The 21,194-nt window shown below is 63.6% G+C and carries 19 protein-coding genes; 15 read left to right on the forward strand and 4 right to left on the reverse strand.

The window, feature by feature from the left end:
- The 3 genes from AC2FMN_RS14735 (at position 1) to trpE (ending at position 4,623) form a co-directional block, all read left to right on the forward strand.
- A complete protein-coding gene (locus AC2FMN_RS14735) occupies positions 1–1,176 on the forward strand; it encodes an aminotransferase (protein WP_496689061.1) in 1,176 nt (391 codons plus the stop codon).
- Between the two features lie 81 nt (positions 1,177–1,257).
- Entirely contained in the window at positions 1,258–3,099 is a 1,842-nt protein-coding gene (locus AC2FMN_RS14740) for a peptidyl-prolyl cis-trans isomerase (RefSeq protein WP_496689063.1), read from the forward strand.
- Positions 3,100–3,111: 12 nt separating this feature from the next.
- Positions 3,112–4,623: an anthranilate synthase component I gene (gene trpE / locus AC2FMN_RS14745; RefSeq protein ID WP_496689065.1), complete on the forward strand. Its 1,512-nt coding sequence runs from the start codon at positions 3,112–3,114 to the stop codon at positions 4,621–4,623.
- 54 nt (positions 4,624–4,677) lie between these two features.
- Here the strand turns inward: trpE and AC2FMN_RS14750 are convergent, their stop codons facing one another.
- Positions 4,678–6,153, reverse strand: coding sequence for a divergent polysaccharide deacetylase family protein (locus tag AC2FMN_RS14750; RefSeq protein WP_496678196.1), 1,476 nt, complete (start codon positions 6,151–6,153; stop codon positions 4,678–4,680).
- 194 nt (positions 6,154–6,347) lie between these two features.
- Between AC2FMN_RS14750 and AC2FMN_RS14755 the strand changes: the two genes are divergently transcribed.
- From AC2FMN_RS14755 to lexA, 6 genes are all read left to right on the forward strand, one after another.
- A complete protein-coding gene (locus tag AC2FMN_RS14755) occupies positions 6,348–6,929 on the forward strand; it encodes an anthranilate synthase component II (RefSeq protein ID WP_496689067.1) in 582 nt (193 codons plus the stop codon).
- Positions 6,926–7,945, forward strand: coding sequence for an anthranilate phosphoribosyltransferase (gene trpD / locus AC2FMN_RS14760; protein ID WP_496689069.1), 1,020 nt, complete (start codon positions 6,926–6,928; stop codon positions 7,943–7,945). Before AC2FMN_RS14755 ends, trpD begins: the two co-directional genes overlap by 4 nt.
- Positions 7,942–8,754 carry an indole-3-glycerol phosphate synthase TrpC gene (gene trpC, locus AC2FMN_RS14765; RefSeq protein ID WP_496689070.1) on the forward strand — a complete coding sequence of 271 codons (813 nt, stop codon included), beginning with the start codon at positions 7,942–7,944 and terminating at the stop codon, positions 8,752–8,754. The genes trpD and trpC overlap by 4 nt, the downstream gene beginning before the upstream one ends.
- Entirely contained in the window at positions 8,754–9,227 is a 474-nt protein-coding gene (gene moaC / locus AC2FMN_RS14770) for a cyclic pyranopterin monophosphate synthase MoaC (protein ID WP_496678187.1), read from the forward strand. The genes trpC and moaC overlap by 1 nt, the downstream gene beginning before the upstream one ends.
- The gene (locus AC2FMN_RS14775; protein ID WP_496689072.1) at positions 9,224–10,396 is read left to right on the forward strand and encodes a molybdopterin molybdotransferase MoeA; all 1,173 of its coding nucleotides are present in this window, start codon (positions 9,224–9,226) and stop codon (positions 10,394–10,396) included. Before moaC ends, AC2FMN_RS14775 begins: the two co-directional genes overlap by 4 nt.
- 80 nt (positions 10,397–10,476) lie before the next feature.
- Positions 10,477–11,175 (forward strand): transcriptional repressor LexA, encoded by a 699-nt coding sequence (lexA, locus tag AC2FMN_RS14780; protein ID WP_496689074.1) that lies wholly within the window; start codon positions 10,477–10,479, stop codon positions 11,173–11,175.
- Here the strand turns inward: lexA and AC2FMN_RS14785 are convergent.
- Positions 11,169–13,205: a ComEC/Rec2 family competence protein gene (locus tag AC2FMN_RS14785; RefSeq protein ID WP_496689076.1), complete on the reverse strand. Its 2,037-nt coding sequence runs from the start codon at positions 13,203–13,205 to the stop codon at positions 11,169–11,171. The two genes, lexA and AC2FMN_RS14785, sit on opposite strands and share 7 nt — an antisense overlap.
- Before the next feature lie 78 nt (positions 13,206–13,283).
- On the opposite strand from AC2FMN_RS14785, the gene gltX reads away from it, so the two are divergent.
- Together gltX and gltA are read left to right on the forward strand one after the other, a co-directional pair.
- Positions 13,284–14,690 (forward strand): glutamate--tRNA ligase, encoded by a 1,407-nt coding sequence (gltX, locus tag AC2FMN_RS14790; protein ID WP_496689077.1) that lies wholly within the window; start codon positions 13,284–13,286, stop codon positions 14,688–14,690.
- A gap of 102 nt (positions 14,691–14,792) precedes the next feature.
- Entirely contained in the window at positions 14,793–16,088 is a 1,296-nt protein-coding gene (gene gltA, locus AC2FMN_RS14795; RefSeq protein WP_496689079.1) for a citrate synthase, read from the forward strand.
- 34 nt (positions 16,089–16,122) lie between these two features.
- On the opposite strand, the gene AC2FMN_RS14800 is transcribed toward gltA, so the two are convergent.
- Positions 16,123–17,193, reverse strand: coding sequence for a PA0069 family radical SAM protein (locus AC2FMN_RS14800; RefSeq protein WP_496689081.1), 1,071 nt, complete (start codon positions 17,191–17,193; stop codon positions 16,123–16,125).
- Between the two features lie 290 nt (positions 17,194–17,483).
- Between AC2FMN_RS14800 and AC2FMN_RS14805 the strand changes: the two genes are divergently transcribed.
- The 3 genes from AC2FMN_RS14805 (at position 17,484) to AC2FMN_RS14815 (ending at position 20,109) form a co-directional block, all read left to right on the forward strand.
- Positions 17,484–18,182 carry a corrinoid protein gene (locus AC2FMN_RS14805; protein ID WP_149774433.1) on the forward strand — a complete coding sequence of 233 codons (699 nt, stop codon included), beginning with the start codon at positions 17,484–17,486 and terminating at the stop codon, positions 18,180–18,182.
- 146 nt (positions 18,183–18,328) lie between these two features.
- Positions 18,329–19,363 carry a Hint domain-containing protein gene (locus AC2FMN_RS14810; protein WP_496689083.1) on the forward strand — a complete coding sequence of 345 codons (1,035 nt, stop codon included), beginning with the start codon at positions 18,329–18,331 and terminating at the stop codon, positions 19,361–19,363.
- A gap of 77 nt (positions 19,364–19,440) precedes the next feature.
- Complete coding sequence (locus tag AC2FMN_RS14815; RefSeq protein ID WP_496689085.1) at positions 19,441–20,109, forward strand: DUF1638 domain-containing protein; 669 nt, start codon at positions 19,441–19,443, stop codon at positions 20,107–20,109.
- A 9-nt stretch (positions 20,110–20,118) separates the two neighbouring features.
- On the opposite strand, the gene AC2FMN_RS14820 is transcribed toward AC2FMN_RS14815, so the two are convergent.
- A complete protein-coding gene (locus AC2FMN_RS14820) occupies positions 20,119–20,529 on the reverse strand; it encodes a SufE family protein (RefSeq protein WP_496689086.1) in 411 nt (136 codons plus the stop codon).
- Positions 20,530–20,741: 212 nt separating this feature from the next.
- On the opposite strand from AC2FMN_RS14820, the gene AC2FMN_RS14825 reads away from it, so the two are divergent.
- A complete protein-coding gene (locus tag AC2FMN_RS14825; RefSeq protein WP_496678171.1) occupies positions 20,742–21,194 on the forward strand; it encodes a hypothetical protein in 453 nt (150 codons plus the stop codon).

Consider the following 21,194-nt stretch of genomic DNA (forward strand, 5'->3'; position numbering starts at 1 on the left):
ATGACATTGACCCGCACCGCCGCCACCTTCGCCCCTCCGGTGATGGAGGCGCGGCGCTGGCTCGAGGGGGTCACGTTCTCGGAAGATCGCCCACTGATCAATGTCAGCCAGGCGGCGCCGGTCGATCCACCGCCGCTGGCTCTGCGGCAGGCGATGGCCGATTTTGCGGTCAATCAAGACGCGGCGCATCTCTACGGCCCGGTTCTAGGTAACCTCGATCTGCGCGCAGAACTCGCGCGTGAGATTGGTGACCACTACGGCGCCGAGGTTCGGCCGGAACAGACAGCCATCACCTCGGGCTGCAATCAGGCCTTCGCCTCAGTCATCTCGGCGATCACCGACCAAGGGGATGAGGTCATCCTGCCAACACCATGGTATTTCAACCACAAAATGTGGCTGGACATGGCCGGTGTTCGGGCGGTTGATCTGCCGACCGGGGCGGACCTGCTGCCCGATCCCGAACAGGCGCGCGCGCTGATCACCGACCGCACGCGCGCCATCGCGCTGGTGACGCCCAACAATCCGGGTGGGGTCGAATACCCGGCAGATTTGGTCAGTGCTTTCTATGACCTGGCGCAACAGCATGGCTTGCGCCTGCTGGTCGATGAAACCTATCGTGATTTCGACAGCCGCAGCGGCCCGCCGCACGCTTTGTTCCAGCAGCCCGACTGGGATCGGACGCTGGTGCATCTCTATTCCTTCTCGAAAGCCTACCGCCTGACCGGGCACCGCGTGGGCGCGATCGCCACCGGTGCGCCGCTGCTGGCCGAGGTCGAAAAATTCCTCGATACCGTCGCCATCTGCCCCGGCCAGATGGGTCAGTTCGCGGCGCTGTGGGGGATGCAGAACCTGTCTCAATGGCTGGCCGGAGAACGCGCCGAGATCCTTGATCGCCGCGCTGCAATCACCGAGAACATGCCCCGCCTGACGAACAAGGGCTGGCGGCTGTTGGGTCTGGGGGCCTATTTTGCCTATCTTGAACACCCGTTCGACATGCCGTCGGACGAACTGGCGCGCAGATTGGTCTCCGAGGCCGGTATTCTGCTGCTGCCGGGTACAATGTTCATGCCCGATCACGACCCCGCCGGGAAACGCCAGGTGCGCATTGCTTTTGCCAATCTGGACCGTGCTGGAATCGGGCTATTGTTCGACCGCTTGCAGGCTCTGTCCTTCTGAGCTTGCCCCCCGGCATCCCGCGTCGTATTCAGGGCCGCAACACAGACGGCAAAACCCTGCCGCAAGATCCAAGAGGGCACTATGGCCGCAGGCATGAAGAACCTTTCCAAAACCTTTGTTTGGATCCTGATGGGTCTGTTGATGTTGGGGCTTGCCGGGTTCGGCGCCGTCAACCTCAGTGGCACCGTGCGCACGGTCGCGCAGGTCGGGGACGAGGTCATCACCGTCGACGCCTATGCCCGCGAGCTTCAGCGCGAAATCCGCGCGGTCGAGGCGCAGACGGGCCAGCCGTTGCAGATGTCTCAGGCCCGCGACCTGGGACTGGACCAGCGCGCCCTGTCGCGGCTGGTCGCGCTGGCCGCGCTGGACAACGAGGTGGCGCAGCTGGGCATCTCGGTCGGCGATGAAAACCTGCAAAAGGAGATCCTGCGCATTCAGGCCTTCCAAGGCGCCGACGGATCCTTCGACCGCGAGGCCTATAGGTTCCAGTTGGAACAGATCGGCATGACCGAAGCGGAATTTGAGGAAGACCTGCGCAAGGAAACCGCCCGCACCCTGGTGCAAGGCGCCATCATGAACGGCATCGAAATGCCCGCAGTTCTGACCGACACGCTGGCCGATTATGTGCTGGCGCGCCGCAGCTTTACCGTGGCCACACTGTCGGAAGACGCGCTGGACGCACCGGCGCCCGAGCCGACTGACGCGGACATCCAGGCCTTCTATGACGCCAACACAGACCGCTTTACCCTGCCCCGCACGAAAAAGATCACCTATGCCGTTCTGTCGCCCGCGATGCTGCAGGACACGGTCGAGGTGGACGAGGACGCCCTGCGCCGCCTCTACGAGCAGCGCAAGGACCAGTATCAGCAGCCTGAGCGGCGTCTGGTCGAACGGCTGGTCTACCCGTCAGAAGCCGAGGCGACCGAAGCCAAGGCGCAGCTTGAAGTTGGCGGGGTGGATTTCGAACAGTTGGTGCGCGCGCGCGAACTGGAGCTCAGCGATGTCGATCTTGGCGATGTCACCCGCGACGATCTGGGCGAAGCGGCGGATGCCGTCTTTGCCGCCGAGGTCGGCGATGTGATCGGCCCGCTGCCGTCGGCCTTCGGCCCGGCGCTGTTCCGCGTGAACGGCACGCTGGCCGAACACAATGTCAGCTTTGACGAGGCCGAACCCGAACTGCGCGAGGAACTGGCCGCCGAACGCGCCCGCCGCGTGATCGAGTCGCAGGCCGAAGAGTTCAACGACATGCTGGCCGGCGGCGCGACGCTCGAGGAACTGGTAGCCGAGACCGAGATGGAACTGGGCCAGATTGACTGGACGACCCAGAGCGACGAGGCCCTTGCCGCCTATGACGCGTTCCGCAGCGCGGCCCAAGCCGTCGGCGAGGGCGACTTCCCCGAGATCGGCTTTCTCGAGGATGGCTCGGTCTTTGCCCTGCGTCTGGACGAGGAATTGCCGCCGCGCCCCGAGCCGCTGGCACAAGCGCGCGAGCGTGTGATCGAGGCATGGAAACAGGAAGAAATCGGCAAGGCTCTGCTGGAAAAGGCCAATACGGTCGTGACTGGTCTGGCCGTTGACGGGGATTTCACCGCCACGGGCCTGCCGTTCCGGGTGGAAAACGCCCTGACCCGCACCGCTTTCCTGGATGACGTTCCCGCCGATTTCATGAACCAGGTGTTCGAGATGGAGCCCGGCGAATTGCGGGTCATTCCCGGTCAGGGCGCGGTTTTCATCGTGCGTCTCGACGAGGTTCTTCCCCCGGCGGAAACCGACGAGCAACGCCAGATGAAAGACGCGGTTGCGGCGCAGCTGAACCAGGCGCTGGCGCAGAACATCTTTGACGCCTATGTGCGCGACGCGCAGACCCGCGCCCGACCTACGTTGGACCAACGCGCGCTGAACGCCGTTCAGGCCAATTTCTGACCGGATCGACAAATGGCTCTGACCCCCGATTTCGACAGCTTCGCCCGCGCCTATGACGTGGGTGAAAACCAAGTGGTCTATACCCGCCTGGCCGCAGATCTGGATACGCCGGTGTCGCTGATGCTCAAGCTGACGGGCGCGCAGAAAAACGCCTTTGTGCTGGAATCCGTGACCGGTGGCGAGGTGCGCGGGCGTTATTCGATCATCGGTATGAAGCCCGACCTGATCTGGCGCTGCCGGGGCGAGACATCCGAACTGAACCGCTCGGCCCGGTTCGACGAGGATGATTTTGCCGCTCAGGACGGCAACCCTATGGACAATCTGCGCGCGCTGCTGGCCGAGAGTCGCATCGCGCTGCCCGACGACTTGCCGCAGGCGGCGGCGGGGCTGTTCGGCTATCTGGGCTATGACATGGTGCGGCTGGTGGAATACCTGCCCGACGTCAACCCCGACCCGCTGGGCCTGCCTGACGCTATCCTGCTGCGGCCCTCGGTCGTGGCGGTTCTGGACGGTGTCAAGGGCGAGGTCACCATCGTCTCGCCCGCCTGGGTCACCGAGGGGCAATCGGCCAAGGCAGCCTATGCTCAGGCGGCGGAGCGGGTGATGGACGCGGTGCGCGATCTGGAACGCGCCATGCCCGCCGAGACCCGCGATCTGGGCGAGGCGCACGAGGTCGCGCCGCCGGTGTCGAATTTCACCAAGTCGGGCTATATGGAGGCGGTCGAAAAGGCCAAGGAATACATCCGTGCCGGCGACATCTTTCAGGTGGTGCCTGCTCAGCGCTGGACGCAGGATTTTCCGCTGCCGCCTTTTGCCCTGTACCGGTCGCTGCGGCGCACGAATCCGTCGCCATTCATGTTCTATTTCAATTTCGGCGGGTTCCAGGTGGTGGGCGCCAGCCCGGAAATCCTGGTGCGGGTCTTCGGCAACCAGGTGACGATCCGCCCGATCGCCGGCACCCGGCCACGCGGCGCCACCCCCGAGGAGGACAAGGCCAACGAGGCGGAGCTGCTGGCCGACCAGAAGGAACTGGCCGAGCATCTTATGCTACTGGATCTGGGCCGCAACGATGCGGGGCGTGTGTCCAAAATTGGAACCGTGCGCCCGACCGAGGAATTCATCATCGAGCGCTACAGCCACGTGATGCACATCGTGTCGAACGTGGTCGGTGAACTGGCCGAGGACAAGGACGCGCTTGACGCCTTCTTTGCCGGGATGCCCGCGGGTACGGTTTCAGGCGCGCCCAAGGTGCGTGCAATGGAGATCATCGACGAGTTGGAGCCCGAAAAGCGCGGCATCTATGGCGGCGGGGTCGGCTATTTCAGCGCCGGCGGTGACATGGACATGTGCATCGCGCTGCGCACGGCCATCGTGAAGGACAAGAAACTGTACATCCAGGCCGGCGGCGGCGTCGTCTATGACAGTGACCCCGAGGCCGAGTACATGGAGACGGTTCACAAATCCAACGCGATCAGGCGGGCTGCAGCGGATGCGGCTCGGTTCACCGGCTCGGGTAACGGCTGAACGGAAAGCGGGTGGCCCCACGACCACCCATTTTTTCATTCCGAAAGCGCCAGCCTACTGGATCTGGCTTTTCATGACCGCCGAGATCGGCGCCAGCGCGACCCTGCTGCTGCGATCTTCGAGCCCCCACAACAGCAGGGCCGAGATCGTCTCGGGCCGCAGACGTCCCAGCATCACCACCGCTCCTTCCTGACCGGCGCGGAACGCGGCCTGGTCCAAGAACCTGCGCATCACGTCGGAGTCCTGCCGCGCCCCATCGATGTCGCGAAACACCACGCTAGAAGGAACCCCGTTGCGCGCGGCCAGTTTGAACGCCGTGTTCAACCCGTTGTCCTGCAACACCAGCCCGCGCCCGGTCCCGTCCGCAATCGCGGCCACTTGATCGGCCAGTTTGCGGTTGCCCTGGATGCCGGTCTGAACGCCTTCGAGGATCCCGACCGTTTCGGGCAACGCGTCCAGCCAGACCGACAGCGAAACCTCGGCATCCTGCGCGCTGGCCGCGGTGGGCAGGTCGGCGATGGCCAGAACCTCGAACCCCGCTTCACGATACCGCTTCATCTTGTCAGCGGCCTCGGGGTCGGACGGGCTGACCGCGAATGTCAGCGGGTAGGGAAAATCCTGCAAGGCCTCTGCGCCGAATGCTCCCGCGTCGTCGATCAGGATGATCGACATCAACGGCTTGCCTTCCGGGTTTTCGAACGGCGCGGCATAGGCGTCGATGGGATCGGCGGGTGCCTTTTCAGCGACTTGAACCACGTCTTCCGCCGGGTCGTCGCGTTCGGTCAGGGGGATCACCCGCCGCCCGATGGTCGGAGAAGCCGAGGCAATCTGTTGTCCGCCGATCTGAGGCAAGGTGGCGATCCGCGCGCGCTTGCGCGGCTGGGTGTTCTCTTCGCCCTCGACGGCGATCGGGTTCGGAGCGGCAGCCTCGGGTTCAGTGACCGCGGCCTGCTGTTCCGGCAGGTCTGCGTCCGGCTCGGCGGCATCAGCCTCGGCCTCCGGGGATGCCGCGGCCTGGTCAGAGTCCGCACGCGGCGACGGCTGCGGCTCGGCAAGCGCGGTGGCTTCGGGCGGCTGAGGCGCGGCTGGCGGTGTCGGATCTACCGAAACCGGCTCGGCGCCTTGATCCTGCGTCACCGGGGCGGTCAACGGTGCAGGAGGTGCGGCCGGTGCAACGCGCGCAATCTCTACCGTCGCCGCAGCACCGGTGGTCGGCTTTTCGACCTGTCCGATCTGCCGTTTGACATCGGGGCGGGCATCGGGCTCGGCCGCGATGCCGATTGGGGCCTCCGCCTGACCTGTCGCGTCGTCCAGAGCATTCAACCCCCGCGGCGCCAATTCGACCAGATCGGCATCAGGTCCGGGCTCGGACAGATCCGTTGCCACGGCCTGCGGTGCGACGCCCTTGGCCTCGGGGGCGGTGGTCAGTAGTTCGGGCTTGCTGCCCAAGGGTGTGTTCAGAGAAAACACGGCCCCCAAAACCACGACGACAACCGCGCCGGTCACGACCCCGCCGAAAAATCCGCCCATCTCTCTTGCCTCTCGCCCTGCAATCTGCCTCGGTGAAACCGGCGCCATCTGTGCGGCGCTTGCCCGCGACCCGTCATCGGCAGCTTGTCCCCTTGACGCTGCCCTGCAAGCCTGAGCATGTATGTGCCAACACTATACCTTGGCACGCGGCTGGATCGCCAGTCCGAATTGCCCAAACACAAGACACGTGCAAAATGCTGCTGCTGATCGACAACTATGACTCGTTTACCTACAACCTCGTTCACTATCTGGGCGAGCTTGGCGCCGAAATGGTGGTGCGCCGCAACGACGCGCTGAACGTGCAGGAGGCCATGGCGATGAACCCCGCCGGCATCCTGCTCAGCCCCGGCCCCTGCGACCCGGACCAAGCCGGCATCTGCCTTGCGCTGACCCAGGCCGCGGCCGAGACCGGAACGCCGCTGATGGGCGTCTGCTTGGGCCACCAGACCATCGGGCAGGCCTTTGGCGGCAAGGTCGTGCGCTGCCACGAGATCGTGCACGGCAAGATGGGCACGATGCACCACACCGGCAAAGGGGTGTTCGCGGGCCTGCCCTCGCCTTTCGAGGCGACGCGCTATCACTCGCTGGTGGTTGACCGGGACAGCCTGCCCGATTGCCTTGAAATCACGGCCAAGCTTGAGGATGGAACGATCATGGGCCTGCAGCACAGGACGCTGCCCATCCACGGTGTGCAATTCCACCCGGAGTCGATCGCATCCGAGCATGGTCATGCCCTGCTCAAGAATTTCCTGAACGAGATGAAAGTCCCCGCATGAGCGACGCACTGAAACCGCTGATCGGGGCCGCAGCCGATCGCGCCCTGACCCGCGACGAGGCCGAACAAGCCTTTGAGATCCTGTTCGAAGGCGAAGCGACACCCAGCCAGATCGGCGGTCTGCTGATGGCCATGCGTACCCGCGGCGAAACGGTCGAGGAATACGCCGCGGCGGCGGCGGTGATGCGCGCAAAATGCAATGCGGTCAAGGCCCCGGAAGGCGCCATGGATATCGTCGGCACTGGCGGCGACGGCAAGGGCACACTGAACATTTCCACCGCCACCGCCTTCGTCGTGGCAGGGGCCGGTGTGACCGTGGCCAAGCACGGCAACCGCAATCTGAGTTCAAAATCGGGTGCGGCGGATGCACTGGGGCAAATGGGCATCAACGTGATGGTTGGCCCGCAAGTGGTTGAAAAGGCTTTGCAACAGGTCGGAATTGGGTTCATGATGGCACCCATGCATCACCCAGCCATCGCCCATGTCATGCCCACACGCCAGGAACTGGGCACCCGCACCATCTTCAACATCCTCGGGCCGCTGACCAACCCGGCCGGGGTGAAACGCCAACTGACCGGCGCCTTCAGTCGCGACCTGATCCGCCCGATGGCCGAAACGCTTGGCCTGCTGGGATCGGATCGCGCCTGGCTGGTGCATGGCTCGGACGGCACCGACGAACTGACGATCACCGGCATCAGCTGGGTCGCCGCGCTGGAAGACGGGCGCGTCAAAGAGGTCGAACTGCACCCTGAAGATGCCGGGCTGCCCGTGCATCCGTTCGAAGAGATCGTTGGCGGCACGCCTGAAGACAATGCCGCGGCCTTCCGCGCCCTGCTCGCGGGCGCACCGTCGGCCTATCGCGACGCCGTGTTGCTGAACGCGGCCGCCGCGCTGGTCGTGGCGGACGCTGCGGATGACCTGCGGGACGGCGTCGCCATGGCCGCCGAAAGCATCGACAGCGGCAAGGCCAAGGAAAAAATCGCCGCTCTGGCACGACTGACACAGGAAGCTGCATGACCGAAACCGTTCTCGACAGGATCAAGGCCTACAAGCTAGAGGAAATCGCCGCCGACAAGGCGCGCAAGCCGCTGGAGGCCGTCGAACAAGACGCCCGCGAGGCGCCTGAAATCCGCGGTTTCGCCGAGGCGCTGCAATGGGCCAGCCGCCAAGGATACGGGCTCATCGCAGAAATCAAGAAGGCAAGCCCCTCCAAGGGCCTGATCCGCGCGGACTTCGACCCGCCCGCATTGGCGCAAGCCTATGAAGAAGGCGGCGCGGCCTGCCTGTCGGTGCTGACCGACACACCCAGCTTTCAGGGCGCGAAGGAATACCTGACCGCCGCGCGCGCCGCCTGCAGCCTGCCAGCTCTGCGCAAGGATTTCATGTACGACCCCTATCAGGTGGTCGAGGCCCGGGCATTGGGGGCGGACTGCATCCTGATCATCATGGCCTCGGTCGAAGACGCGCAGGCGGCCGAACTGGAACAGACGGCCTTTGACTGGGGCATGGATGTTTTGATCGAGGTACATGACGAGGCCGAACTGGAACGCGCGACCGCGCTGAAAAGCCCGCTGATCGGCATAAACAACCGCAATCTCAAGACCTTCGAAACCTCGCTTGATACGACGCGCCGGCTGTCCAAACTGGTCCCGGCAGACCGTACGATCGTGTGCGAAAGCGGTCTGAACACCCCCGAGGACCTGGCCGATATCGCCCGCTATGGCGCGCGGTGTTTCCTGATCGGCGAAAGCCTGATGCGCCAGCAGGACGTGGCCGCCGCAACCCGCGGCCTGTTGGCGAGCCCGCTGGTGCCGGGGGTGATGTGATGCCGCTGACCCATTTCGACAGCGACGGCCAGGCGCATATGGTCGATGTCTCGGGCAAGCGCGTGACCAATCGCATCGCGGTGGCAGGCGGGTACGTCAAGATGGCCCGTGAAACCTTTGATATCATTTCGGAAGGTCGCGCCAAAAAGGGCGATGTGCTGGGGGTGGCCCGGCTGGCCGGGATCATGGGCGCCAAGAAAACCGCAGACCTGATCCCGTTGTGCCATCCGCTGCCGATCACCAAGGTCTCGGTTGACCTGTCCTTGGACCCAAAGCTGCCCGGTGTTCGGATCGAGGCCACCGTCAAGACGACCGGCCAGACCGGTGTCGAAATGGAGGCGCTGACCGCGGTATCGACCGCGGCGTTGACCGTCTATGACATGGCCAAGGCCGTGGACAAGGCAATGGAGATCGGCGGAATCCGCGTAACCTTGAAAGATGGCGGAAAATCGGGACGTTACGAAGCGTCATGATCACGGTGGACGAGGCGCGCGCTCTGGTTCTGGACCTGGCGCCGGACATGGAGACCGAACAGGTTCCGCTGGCCGAGGCGGCGGGGCGCGTCCTGGCCGCCGATCTCACTGCGAATCGTGACCAACCTCCCTTTGCGGCGTCCTCGATGGATGGCTACGCGGTCAAGGCGACCGAGTTCGAACTGCACGCGATGTTCAAAATCATCGGCGAAGCGACCGCAGGCCAGCGTTTTGACGGAACCGTCGGCCCCGGACAAGCGGTTCGGATCTTCACTGGCGCCCCGGTACCGGATGGCGCCGATTTCATCGTCATTCAGGAAGATTCGAAGCGACGTGGCGACCTTCTGACAATCACGAATGATCCGGGTCCCAAAAGCAATATCCGCCCGGCGGGCGTGGATTTCCGGGTTGGGTCCGCGCTCAGCGCACCCCGGAGGCTAAACGCCAAGGATCTGGCCCTGCTGGCCGCGATGAACGTTCCTGCGGTCCCGGTGGCCCGCAAGCCCCAGATCGCACTGATCGCCACGGGGAACGAACTGGTGATGCCCGGCGAAACCCCGGGACCGGACCAGATCATCGCGTCGAACTCCTTTGGCCTCAAGGCTTTGCTGGAAGACGCGGGCGCGCATGTGCGGATGCTGCCGATCGCGCGCGACACGATCAAGTCACTCGAGACCGCGCTGAATCTGGCGCAAGGTGCGGACGTCATCGTGACGATCGGCGGCGCCTCGGTCGGCGACTATGATCTGGTAGGCGAAGCCTCGGACAAGTTGGGCCTGCGGCAATCGTTCTACAAGGTCCGCATGCGCCCCGGGAAACCGCTGATGGCCGGGCGGCTGGGCGACGCCGCAATGGTCGGCTTGCCTGGAAACCCGGTCAGCGCCATGGTCTGCGGATATGTCTTCCTGGTGCCGATGGTGCGCCGGATGCTGGGCCTGACCCCGGCCGAACCTGAGATGAAGCAGGCGCGACTGGCCAAGCCCCTGCGCGCCAACGGCCCGCGCGAGCACTACATGCGTGCCTGGCTGGGCGATGAGGGGCTGAGCGCCTTCGACGATCAGGACAGTTCTCTGCTCAGCGTTCTGGCGCGATCCAACGCCTTGATCGTGCGCCCGCCCCACGACCCGGAACGCGCCAGCGGAGAATTCGTGCAATATCTGCCCATCTGACGTCAGCCACCGCCACCGTTGACACAAAAGGTGAACATGCGTAGAACAAAAGAAAACGCATGAGCGGCGAGGTTTGAGCGATGCTGACCAAGAAGCAGTTGGATTTGCTGGAATTCATCCACAAGCGGGTGCAGGCGGATGGTGTTCCGCCCAGCTTCGACGAAATGAAGACTGCGCTGGACCTGCGATCCAAATCGGGCATTCACCGCCTGATCACCGCGCTCGAGGAACGGGGCTTCATACGTCGCCTTGCCCACCGTGCCCGCGCGATCGAAATCGTCAAACTGCCGGAAAGCCTGGGTGGCGAACCCACTGTCGGCTTCAAGCCCACGGTGATTGAAGGCGACAAGCCCGACGGCCCTCGCCCCGCCAATTTCGAGCCCGTTTCCGTGGACGCGACCGAGCTTCCCGTCATGGGGCGGATCGCGGCCGGCGTGCCAATCGAAGCCATCAGCCATGTCTCGCATCATGTGGCCGTGCCCGGAGCCATGGTGTCCGGTCGCGGCGAGCACTACGCGCTCGAGGTGCGCGGAGATTCGATGATTGATGCCGGGATCAACGACGGGGATGTCGTGGTGATCCGCGAAACATCGACCGCCGACAATGGCGATATCGTCGTCGCCCTGGTAGAGGATCAGGAAGCCACTCTGAAGCGATTCTTTCGCAAGGGAAACGCCATCGCGCTGGAAGCGGCCAACCCGGCCTATGAAACCCGCGTGCTGCCCGAGGACAAGGTCAAGGTCCAAGGGCGTCTTGTCGGCCTGATCCGCACCTACTGAATTTTATCATCGCGCGGCACAACCGCAGACCACAGCCGGTTTCCGCCGATCTCGGCGCTGCTGACTAGCTGCCCGCCCTTCAGCGCAAGGCTGCCGCTGCGCCGCAGTTCCTTGGGTCCGAAAACCGCGCATCCACCGGTCAGTTGCAGCGGTACCGGGCTGACGACGATTTGGCCCTCGCTACAGCCGGTCAACGTTTTCGCCGCGCGTTTGCCGGTGACATGCACCAATTCGGTTTCTCCGACAACAATCCGGCGCACCAGCCCGCCATCGTCGGGCCAACGCCGGGCAGCCTGTTCCTGGGCCGCGCCGTCCCCGTCATTCTCCAGCCAGACCGAGGCGATGAATCCGCCGCCCTTTTCCTTGCTGAGCGCCCGCCCCTGATCGGTCATCACGCCGACCAGACCTCCGGTATCGGCAATCAGAACTTCGGGTCGGCTGGCCTGGTTCCACGCAAGGAACACCCACAAGGCCGGCACGGCACCCAGCCATCGCGCCGCGCCGCGCCACAACACGACCCACAGCGCCCCCAGGGCAAAGACCGGCAGCACATAGCCCGGAGGGCTGGGCACGAAACCGCGTGCCCCGTCCAACCCCGCCACCCAATCCGAAACTGTCAGGATCCAACCGAGCCCCAGACCCATCACCTGAATCCCCACGGCCTCGAACCCCAGTGGCGCCAGGATCGCTGCCGCCACCGCAGCCGGCACGACGACCGTGCCCATGACGGGGACCGACAGGACATTCGCCAACAAGCCATAATGCGAGACGCCGTTGAAATGCGCAGCCCCGATCGGAGCGGTGGCAAGACCCGCCACGGCGGACGACGCCACGAGTCCGCCGACCGCCTTCACCCATCGTGGCGCCTCTGTCAGGCGGAGCTCTCGAAAGGCTCCGAACACGGCGACCAGCGCTGTCGTTGCCGCGAAGGACATCTGAAAACCGGGGCTGAGCAGCGTTTCGGGCCGCAGCACCAATACGATCAGCGCGGCAACCGCAACTGCCCGCAGCGATATGGCGCGGCGGTCGATCAGCACCGCGCAGAACATCACGCCGACCATGACAAAGGCGCGCTCGGTCGCGACGTTGCCGCCGGACATCAACAGATAGAATGTGGCGGCCGCCAGTGCGCACACCGCCGCGACTTTGCGCACCGGAAGCCGCAGCCCAACTGGCGGGATCGCGGACAGTGCGATCCGGCAGGCCAGAAAGACGAACCCCGTCAGCAACCCCATGTGCAACCCGGAAATCGCCAGCAAATGCGCGAGGTTCGACGCCCGCAACCCTTCGAGCGTGGCACGCGACATGCCGCTTCGGTCGCCGGTCGTGACGGCGGCGGCAAAACCTCCGACATCGCCGGGCAGGATCGACTGGACATGCCGCGATATGGCCATACGCCAACCGGCGATGCGCACGCCCTCGGCACGCGGCGGCGCAACCGTCAGAACCGGCACGCGCGAATAGCCGACCGCCCCGAGCCGCTTGAACCAGACATGGCGGCGAAAGTCGAACCCGCCAGGTTCGACCGCGCCTTGCGGCGGGCTCAGATGCGCGGTGGTCATGATCCGCTGGCCCGGAACCGGCGGCACATGATCCCCGTGCAGCGAAAGCCGGACGCGCCGCGGTGTCTGGTCCGGCGGTACGTCCCCGATCCGCACCTGGTCCAATGTCACCCGCAGCGCGCCCGACGCAGACCGGTCCAGCGCCACGACCCTCCCCTCGACCGGGCCATAGAAACGCCATTGCAGAACCGGCTCTGCGACCATGTGGGCGCGCGCACCGGCCAGGAGGAACCCGGCGGCGATCAACGCCCCCCCAATTGCCAACGGCGCCCAGGCTTCGCGCATCCGCCATCCCGCCCACATGGCGAGCAGAGCCAGGGCGGACAGACCGAGATACAGGCTCGGACCGGGTTCGAACCGCAGTCCGAAATACAGGCCGATGCCGATTGCCAGACAGACCGGAGACCACGCAAAAAGATGCCCACGCTGGTTCAGCAGCGCGTCTTCGACCCGTGCCCGAACACGCATGGTTGCCCCCGTCCTTGAGGCTCGTTAGACAGGCGCCAGATTACGCCCACCACGGTTACCAAAAGGTTAATCACGCCCATGTCCGAACAGGTCGTCACACGTTTCGCCCCCTCGCCCACCGGTTTCCTGCATATCGGCGGCGCCCGCACCGCGCTGTTCAACTGGCTGTATGCGCGCGGTCGCGGCGGCAAGTTCCTGCTGCGGATCGAGGACACCGACCGTGAACGCTCGACCCCCGAGGCGACCGAGGCCATCCTGAAGGGTATGGCTTGGCTGGGGCTGGACCATGACGGCGAGGTCATCAGCCAGTTCGCCCGCGCCGGCCGGCACGCCGAGGTTGCCAACCAGTTGCTGGCCGAGGGCAAGGCGTACAAGTGTTTCTCGACCCAGGAAGAAATTGCGGCTTTCCGCGAACAGGCCCGGGCTGAGGGGAAATCGACCCTGTTCCGCAGCCCCTGGCGCGAGGCCGATCCCAGCACCCATCCCGACCGCCCGTTCGTGGTGCGCATCAAAGCGCCGCAAGACGGCGTTACGGTGATCCGCGACAAGGTGCAGGGGGACGTAACCATCCGCAACGACCAGTTGGACGACATGGTGCTGCTGCGCTCGGACGGGACACCGGTCTACATGCTGGCGGTGGTGGTCGATGACCATGACATGGGCGTCACCCATGTGATCCGCGGCGACGACCACCTGAACAACGCTGCGCGCCAGATGATGATATATCAGGCCATGGGCTGGGACGTTCCGGTCTGGGCGCATATCCCGCTGATTCACGGCCCCGACGGCAAGAAGCTCAGCAAGCGGCACGGCGCGCTGGGAGCGCAGGAATATCAGGCGATGGGATATCCCGCCGCCGGCATGCGCAACTATCTGGCGCGGCTGGGCTGGAGTCACGGGGACGATGAATTTTTCACCGACGAACAGGCACGGGAATGGTTCGATCTGGATGGAATCGGCAAAAGCCCGGCGCGTTTCGACCTGAAAAAGCTGGAAAACCTGTGCGGTCAGCACATCGCGATCTCGGGCGATGCTGCATTGCGGCAAGAAATTCAGGCTTATCTGGAGGCTGCGAATTTGCCGCAGCTGACCGAAGCGCAAGCGGCCGACTTGGATCGCGCGATGTATTGTCTCAAGGACCGGGCGCGCATTTTTCCGGAACTGCTTGAAAAAGCGCGGTTTGTTCTGGCCTCACGCCCGATCGACATGGATGAGAAGGCGCAAAAGGCGCTTGCTTCTGTATCCGATGGTATACTGGAGCAATTGACGCCGCACCTGCAAAGTGCTAGCTGGTCGCGTGATACGCTGGAGGAGGTTCTCAATTCGTTCGCCGAGGCGAACGGGCTGAAGTTCGGAAAGCTGGCCGGTCCGCTGCGTGCGGCCCTGGCAGGACGGACGGTGACCCCTTCGGTTTTTGACATGATGCTCGTGCTGGGGCGGGAAGAGACCTTGGCGCGGATATCCGACGCAGCGAACCGATCCTGACTTCACGTTCGGGTAACGCTGCTCGGCTAGGACCAACGACGCAAGGGTTGTGCGCACCATCGGTGCGGGCTCCGCCATACGCATGATTGAGGAAGGGATACCATGACAGAGAGCAACAAAACCGCCACGCTGACCGTCCACGGCGACACTTACGAACTGCCGGTGCTCTCGCCGACCGCCGGGCCGGACGTCATCGACATTCGCAAGCTGTACAGCCAGGCGGGCGTGTTCACCTATGACCCCGGCTTTACCTCGACCGCCAGCTGCGACAGCACCATCACCTATATCGACGGTGAAAAGGGTGAACTGCTGCACCGCGGCTATCCGATCGACCAACTGGCCGAGAAATCGCATTTCCTCGAGGTGTGCTTCCTGCTGCTGTATGGATATCTGCCCAAGGCAGACGAACTGGAACAGTTCGAAACGACCATCACCCACCACACGATGCTGCACGAGCAGATGCAGTATTTCTATCGCGGGTTCCGCCGCGACGCGCACCCGATGGCGATCATGGTGGGTGTCGTGGGCGCGATGTCGGCCTTCTATCATGACTCGACCGACATCTCGGATCCGCGCCAGCGCGAGATCGCGTCGCACCGCTTGATCGCCAAGATGCCCACCATCGCGGCCTGGGCCTACAAGTACCATATCGGTCAGCCCTTCGTTTATCCGCGGAACGATCTGGACTATGCGTCGAACTTCCTGCGCATGTGCTTTGCTGTTCCGGCCGAGGATTACGAGGTCAACCCGATCCTCAGCCGCGCCATGGACCGCATCTTTACCCTGCACGCAGATCACGAGCAGAACGCCTCGACCTCGACCGTGCGTCTGGCGTCGTCCTCGGGCGCTAACCCGTTCGCCTGCATCGCTGCCGGCATCGCCTGTCTGTGGGGCCCGGCCCATGGCGGCGCCAACCAGGCCTGCCTGGAGATGCTGGAAGAGATCGGCAGCGTCGACCGTATCCCCGAATACATCGCCCGCGCCAAGGACAAGAATGACCCGTTCCGCCTGATGGGCTTTGGCCACCGCGTGTACAAGAACTTCGACCCGCGGGCCAAGGTGATGAAGCAATCGGCCGACGAGGTTCTGGACCTGCTGGGCATTGAGAACAACCCGAAACTGCAGGTCGCCAAGGCGCTTGAGAAACAGGCGCTGGAAGATCCGTATTTCGCCGAGAAGAAGCTGTTCCCGAACGTCGATTTCTACTCGGGCATCATCCTCGAGGCGATGGGCTTCCCGACCTCGATGTTCACCCCGATCTTTGCCCTGTCGCGGACCGTCGGCTGGGTCAGCCAGTGGAAAGAGATGATCGCCGATCCGCAGAATAAGATCGGCCGTCCGCGCCAGCTGTACCTGGGCGAGACCATGCGCGACTATGTCGACATCGAAAACCGCTGAAGAACCCGACCCCGCCACAGAGCGGGGTCTTTTCCTATTGGAACAGTGACAGCTGGTCGCCGGGCTGAAGCGGCCGCGCGAATAGGTCGCAACGCAGATCGGGCGTTCGCACTGCTAGTCCCAACCGGGTCACGGCTGCGTTGAACCGCTTGGCGATCAGCTCGGCAAAGACGCCCTCGCCCCGCATCCGATGTCCCCAGCGCGGGTCATAGTCCTTGCCGCCATGCATCTCGCGCAGCCGCGCCATCACCTTTTCCGCGCGGCCCGGTTCGTGATCCGCCAGCCATTCCCGCCACAGGTCTGAAACCTCGCGCGGCAGGCGCAGCATGATCCAGCTGGCCGCATCCGCCCCCGCATCTCGTCCTGCCTCCAGCAGGGCCTCAAGCTCGTGGTCGGTCAGGCCGGGAATGACGGGCGAGGTCATCACCCGCACCGGGATCCCGGCCTCGGTCAGCGCCCGAATGGTCTGCAACCGCCGTTGCGGCGACGGCGCGCGCGGCTCCATCCGCCGCGACAGGCTGCCATCCAGCGTGGTCAGCGAAATGCCGACCCGCACCAGCCCCTTGGCCGCCATGGGGGCAAGCAAGTCCAAGTCTCGTTCGATCATCGTTCCCTTTGTCACGATGGCCACCGGGTGGTTGAAGTCATGCAATACCGCGAGGCAACGTCTTGTTATCTCATGCGTCTTTTCGATCGGCTGGTACGGGTCTGTGTTGGTTCCCAACGCGATCGGCGCCACTTTGTAGCGGCGCGTCGAAAGCTCGACTCGCAGGATCTCGGGCGCGTTCGGCCGGGCGATCAGGCGGGTTTCGAAATCCAGCCCCGGTGACAGGCCCAGATAAGCGTGGGTTGGCCGGGCAAAGCAATAGACGCACCCGTGTTCACACCCCCGATACGGGTTGATCGACCGGTCGAACGGCAGGTCCGGCGACCTGTTGTAGGTGATGAGTGACCGCGCGGTTTCGTACCGGACATCCGTGCGTAAGGGCGGCAGAACCTCGGGGATATCCCAGCCATCATCGAAGTCTTCATGCGCGAACTGTTCGTACCGGCCGGCTTGGTTGGACCGGGCGCCCCGCGTACGTTTTTCCTGCTGAACACGCATGTTTGTTCACCTATTGTTCTCACTGCCCAGTGATAACGACGGGACGATCTCGGCGCAAGCCGAACCGCGTTCTTGCATACCTCGGTCAAACTCTGAGGATGGAATCCACGTGAAATTTCTACAGAATGATCATGTGAAATTTTCGTTCGTTGGACGTAAGATTTTCGCCTATACGTCGGTCCCGGAACCGCCGAGGTCGCAATCGTCACAGTCCGACTGCGACGTTTTGGCCAAAACGGAAAAAACAGCCACCACGGGCCCATGGCCCCAACAGCTCAGGGATTTGCCCCATGTCCGATGAAGAAGACATCGTCCTGTCGGAACTGAATGACGACGAACTCGTCGAACAGATGTTTGATGACCTGTATGACGGCCTGAAGGAAGAGATCGAGGAAGGCGTCAACATTCTGCTGGAACGCGGCTGGGCCCCGTACGACATTCTGACCAAGGCTCTGGTCGGCGGCATGACCATCGTGGGGCATGACTTCCGCGACGGCATCCTGTTCGTACCCGAGGTTCTGCTGGCCGCCAACGCGATGAAGGGCGGCATGGCGATTCTCAAGCCTCTGCTGGCCGAAACCGGCGCGCCGCGGGTCGGCAAGATGGTGATTGGAACCGTCAAGGGCGACATCCACGACATCGGCAAGAACCTCGTATCCATGATGATGGAAGGCGCCGGGTTCGAGGTGGTGGACATCGGCATCAACAACCCCGTCGAGAACTATCTGGAAGCACTGGAGACCGAACAGCCGGACATTCTGGGCATGTCGGCCCTGCTGACCACGACCATGCCCTATATGAAGGTCGTCATCGACACGCTGGTCGAACAGGGCAAGCGCGACGACTATATCGTGCTGGTGGGCGGCGCCCCCCTGAACGAAGAATTCGGCAAGGCAATCGGTGCCGATGCCTATTGTCGCGACGCCGCGGTGGCAGTTGAAACGGCCAAGGAATTCGTGTCGCGCAAGCACAATCAGCTGGCCGGCTGAACGCAACGCCCGACCCGATCAACAAACCGCCTCTCTGGGGGCGGTTTTTTTATTTCTTGACAACAGGTTGAGTGTTTTGATTTCCGGCTTAACCTTCCGGAAATCTTTGGCTAGTAGAGCACCGTTAACGAGCATACGAGGTTCCTGTGCCAACGACGTTCACGGCCATCTATCTCGGCAATCTAGCCGACATCGACACCTTCGAAGGAAACAACCGCGCCGAAAACGCACAAGCCCTTGTTGGGTCTCAATTCGGCGGACCGGGCAATGCTCTTCTCAACAACGCCGTCACCTGGAACCCCGCAGGCAATCCCGGCCAAGTGTACGAGATGAACAACGCCAACGGCGATCAGTTCTCGATCGACGGCGGCCCGCCCCAGACTTTCGATGGCACGTCGATCTACAACGCGACGATCACTTATGTCGATGGGACGACGGCCAATATCACCGCAGTCGTCGCGCAGGATATCGACGGCAACACCTATCTTATGCCCGAGTTCTCTCCAAACCCCGATCAGACGGCCCTGTCGGCTGGGCCGATCCAGTCCATCCGTCTGGACAGTCTGGCGGGGCGCGACTTTCGCGGCCTGACTGCGGATCGTCAAACCTGGGACTTGGTCACCTGTTTCACGCAGGGCACCCGAATCCGTACCGAAAGCGGTGATCGCCCTGTCGAGACTCTGAAACCCGGCGACATGGTGGCCACGGTCGATCACGGCCTGCAGCCGCTGCGCTGGATCGGGCGTTGCACGGTACCCGCGCATGCCGCTTTCGCTCCGGTCCTGTTTCGGCGTGGGGCAATCGGCAACGATCGTGACCTTTTGGTCTCGCAGCAGCATCGCATGTTGGTGCGCAACTGGCGGGTCGAGTTGAACACCGGTCACCCCGAAGCGCTGGCCCCCGCAAAACATCTGGTGAACGGCCACTCGATCGTGCTGCGCCCCGGCGGCAATGTCACCTATCTGCATTTGCTGTTCGACCGCCACGAACTTGTCTGGTCCGAGGGATGCATCAGCGAAAGCTTCCACCCCGGCGCCCTGGGGTGGACCAGTTTGGACGAGGCCTCCCGCACAGAAGTTCTGAGCCTCTTCCCCGAGCTTGCGCACCGCGGGCTGCAGGCCTTTGGCCCAACGGCACGCCCTGCCCTGCGCGCGTACGAGACCCAGGCGTCGGTCGCCTGACCGACCATGTCGGAACCGAGCTTGCATCGCCGGCCCGGACGGTATCTGCTGGGTATGGCACCAAAGGAAACCCGCACATGCACTGCAACGATCTTCCGGATGACGAAAGCCTGACGATCCGCGGATATACGGACGCGGGCGCGCGGCAGAACGTTCTTCTGATCGCTTGCGGCGCGTTGGCGCGCGAAATCCTCGATCTGAAACGGCGCAACGGATGGGACCATCTGGCCCTGACCTGCCTGCCGGCGATCCTGCATGTTCACCCTGAACGGATCACCCAGGCGGTCGAGGACGCAGTGGCTAGGCACCGCAACGACTTCGACCGCATCTTCGTGGTCTATGCCGACTGCGGCACCGGTGGCCTCTTGGAGCAGGCCTGCGAACGGCTGGGCGTCGAGATGGTGAAGGGACCACACTGCTATTCGTTTTTCGAGGGCAACGACCGGTTTGCCCAACATGGCGACGAAGAGGCCACGGCCTTCTATCTGACCGATTTCCTGGCGCGTCAGTTCGATGCCTTCGTCTGGAAACCTCTGGGGCTCGACCGTCATCCGCAGCTACGCGACATGTATTTCGGGAACTACACCAAGCTGGTCTATCAGGCACAGACCGACGACCCTGAGTTGACAAAGCGAGCCAAGGAATGCGCCGACCGTATGGGCTTGGCTTTCGAACGCCGCTTCACCGGGTATGGCGATCTGGAGCGAACTCTGTCGGACTGGGCCAGCCGCGCGCCCAGCAAGTGACGCCCCGGATCAGGCGTGTTCGCTGGCGGCGCTTCGAATGCGCTGCACCATCGCCCGCACCCCGTTGGACCGCTGCGAAGACAGATGCTCGTTCAGCCCCAGCCGCGCCAGTTCGGCTGCCGCATCCACCTTGGGCACCTCGGAGACCGGCAGGCCGTTGTACAACGCCCGCAACACCGCAATCAGTCCGCGCACGATCAGGGCGTCGCTGTCTCCGTCGAACCGGAAAACTCCGTTTTCGACAATCGGGTGCAGCCAGACCTGGCTGGCGCAGCCGTCCACCTTGGTGGCCGGAACCTTCAGCGCGTCGTCCAGGGGCGGCATGGCCTTGCCCTGCTCAATCACATAGCGATAGCGATCTTCCCAGTCCTCCAGGAATTCGAAATCCTCTACGATGTCTTCGAACGCGGGGGTTGCCATGGGCACAGATCCTCTGGTTTCCATTTAAGGCCTGACCTAAGCCGCCAAACCGGGCCTGTCCACCCCAAGCGCGCCTTTTCAAACCACTGGAATTAGGCTAATCGGTATCGGGTAACTTTGTGCAAAGCGTTGGGTCCATGCAAAAAACTCTGTCCGTTCTCATGATCGCGTCCTTGACCCTTTCGGCTTGCAGTGGTTGGCGGGATTCGCGGGTGAACCCGTCGAACTGGTTCGGCCGCAGCACCCCCGCCGCCCCGGTCGAAACGCCTGCAGATGACGCCAACGCTTTGGTCCCCGATCAGGGTTCCGGGCGTGGATTCTTCGCCCGGCCCGAAGCCGAGGACATCAGCGTTCTGGTCACCACGATCGACGAGTTGCGGATCGACCGCAAGCCCTCGGGCGCGATCGTTCTGGCCAGCGGTACGGCCTTTCGTCAGGGCGCCTATGACGCCCAACTGCGTCCGGTTGAGTCGGAGGAAAACCGCAAGAACGGCGTGCTTGAACTCGAATTCCGCGTGAACTATCCGCCCTATGCCACTCCGCAGGGACCCGAGCGGACGCGCGAAGTAACCGACGCGATCGACATCAGCCAGGATGACCTGGACGGCATCCGCCTGATCCGCGTCAGGGGCCAACAGAATGCGCTGGAATCGCGGCGGCGCTGA

The sequence above is a fragment of the Ruegeria sp. BHSC037 genome (assembly GCF_059613045.1).

Excerpts from the sequence above, each read along its gene's own strand:
- AC2FMN_RS14735 (WP_496689061.1), top strand. The coding sequence starts at position 1 with ATGACATTGACCCGCACCGCCGCCACCTTCGCCCCTCCGGTGATGGAG.
- AC2FMN_RS14740 (WP_496689063.1), top strand. The coding sequence starts at position 1,258 with ATGGCCGCAGGCATGAAGAACCTTTCCAAAACCTTTGTTTGGATCCTG.
- trpE (WP_496689065.1), top strand. The coding sequence starts at position 3,112 with ATGGCTCTGACCCCCGATTTCGACAGCTTCGCCCGCGCCTATGACGTG.
- AC2FMN_RS14750 (WP_496678196.1), bottom strand. The coding sequence starts at position 6,153 with ATGGGCGGATTTTTCGGCGGGGTCGTGACCGGCGCGGTTGTCGTCGTG.
- AC2FMN_RS14755 (WP_496689067.1), top strand. The coding sequence starts at position 6,348 with ATGCTGCTGCTGATCGACAACTATGACTCGTTTACCTACAACCTCGTT.
- trpD (WP_496689069.1), top strand. The coding sequence starts at position 6,926 with ATGAGCGACGCACTGAAACCGCTGATCGGGGCCGCAGCCGATCGCGCC.
- trpC (WP_496689070.1), top strand. The coding sequence starts at position 7,942 with ATGACCGAAACCGTTCTCGACAGGATCAAGGCCTACAAGCTAGAGGAA.
- moaC (WP_496678187.1), top strand. The coding sequence starts at position 8,754 with ATGCCGCTGACCCATTTCGACAGCGACGGCCAGGCGCATATGGTCGAT.
- AC2FMN_RS14775 (WP_496689072.1), top strand. The coding sequence starts at position 9,224 with ATGATCACGGTGGACGAGGCGCGCGCTCTGGTTCTGGACCTGGCGCCG.
- lexA (WP_496689074.1), top strand. The coding sequence starts at position 10,477 with ATGCTGACCAAGAAGCAGTTGGATTTGCTGGAATTCATCCACAAGCGG.
- AC2FMN_RS14785 (WP_496689076.1), bottom strand. The coding sequence starts at position 13,205 with ATGCGTGTTCGGGCACGGGTCGAAGACGCGCTGCTGAACCAGCGTGGG.
- gltX (WP_496689077.1), top strand. The coding sequence starts at position 13,284 with ATGTCCGAACAGGTCGTCACACGTTTCGCCCCCTCGCCCACCGGTTTC.
- gltA (WP_496689079.1), top strand. The coding sequence starts at position 14,793 with ATGACAGAGAGCAACAAAACCGCCACGCTGACCGTCCACGGCGACACT.
- AC2FMN_RS14800 (WP_496689081.1), bottom strand. The coding sequence starts at position 17,193 with ATGCGTGTTCAGCAGGAAAAACGTACGCGGGGCGCCCGGTCCAACCAA.
- AC2FMN_RS14805 (WP_149774433.1), top strand. The coding sequence starts at position 17,484 with ATGTCCGATGAAGAAGACATCGTCCTGTCGGAACTGAATGACGACGAA.
- AC2FMN_RS14815 (WP_496689085.1), top strand. The coding sequence starts at position 19,441 with ATGCACTGCAACGATCTTCCGGATGACGAAAGCCTGACGATCCGCGGA.
- AC2FMN_RS14820 (WP_496689086.1), bottom strand. The coding sequence starts at position 20,529 with ATGGCAACCCCCGCGTTCGAAGACATCGTAGAGGATTTCGAATTCCTG.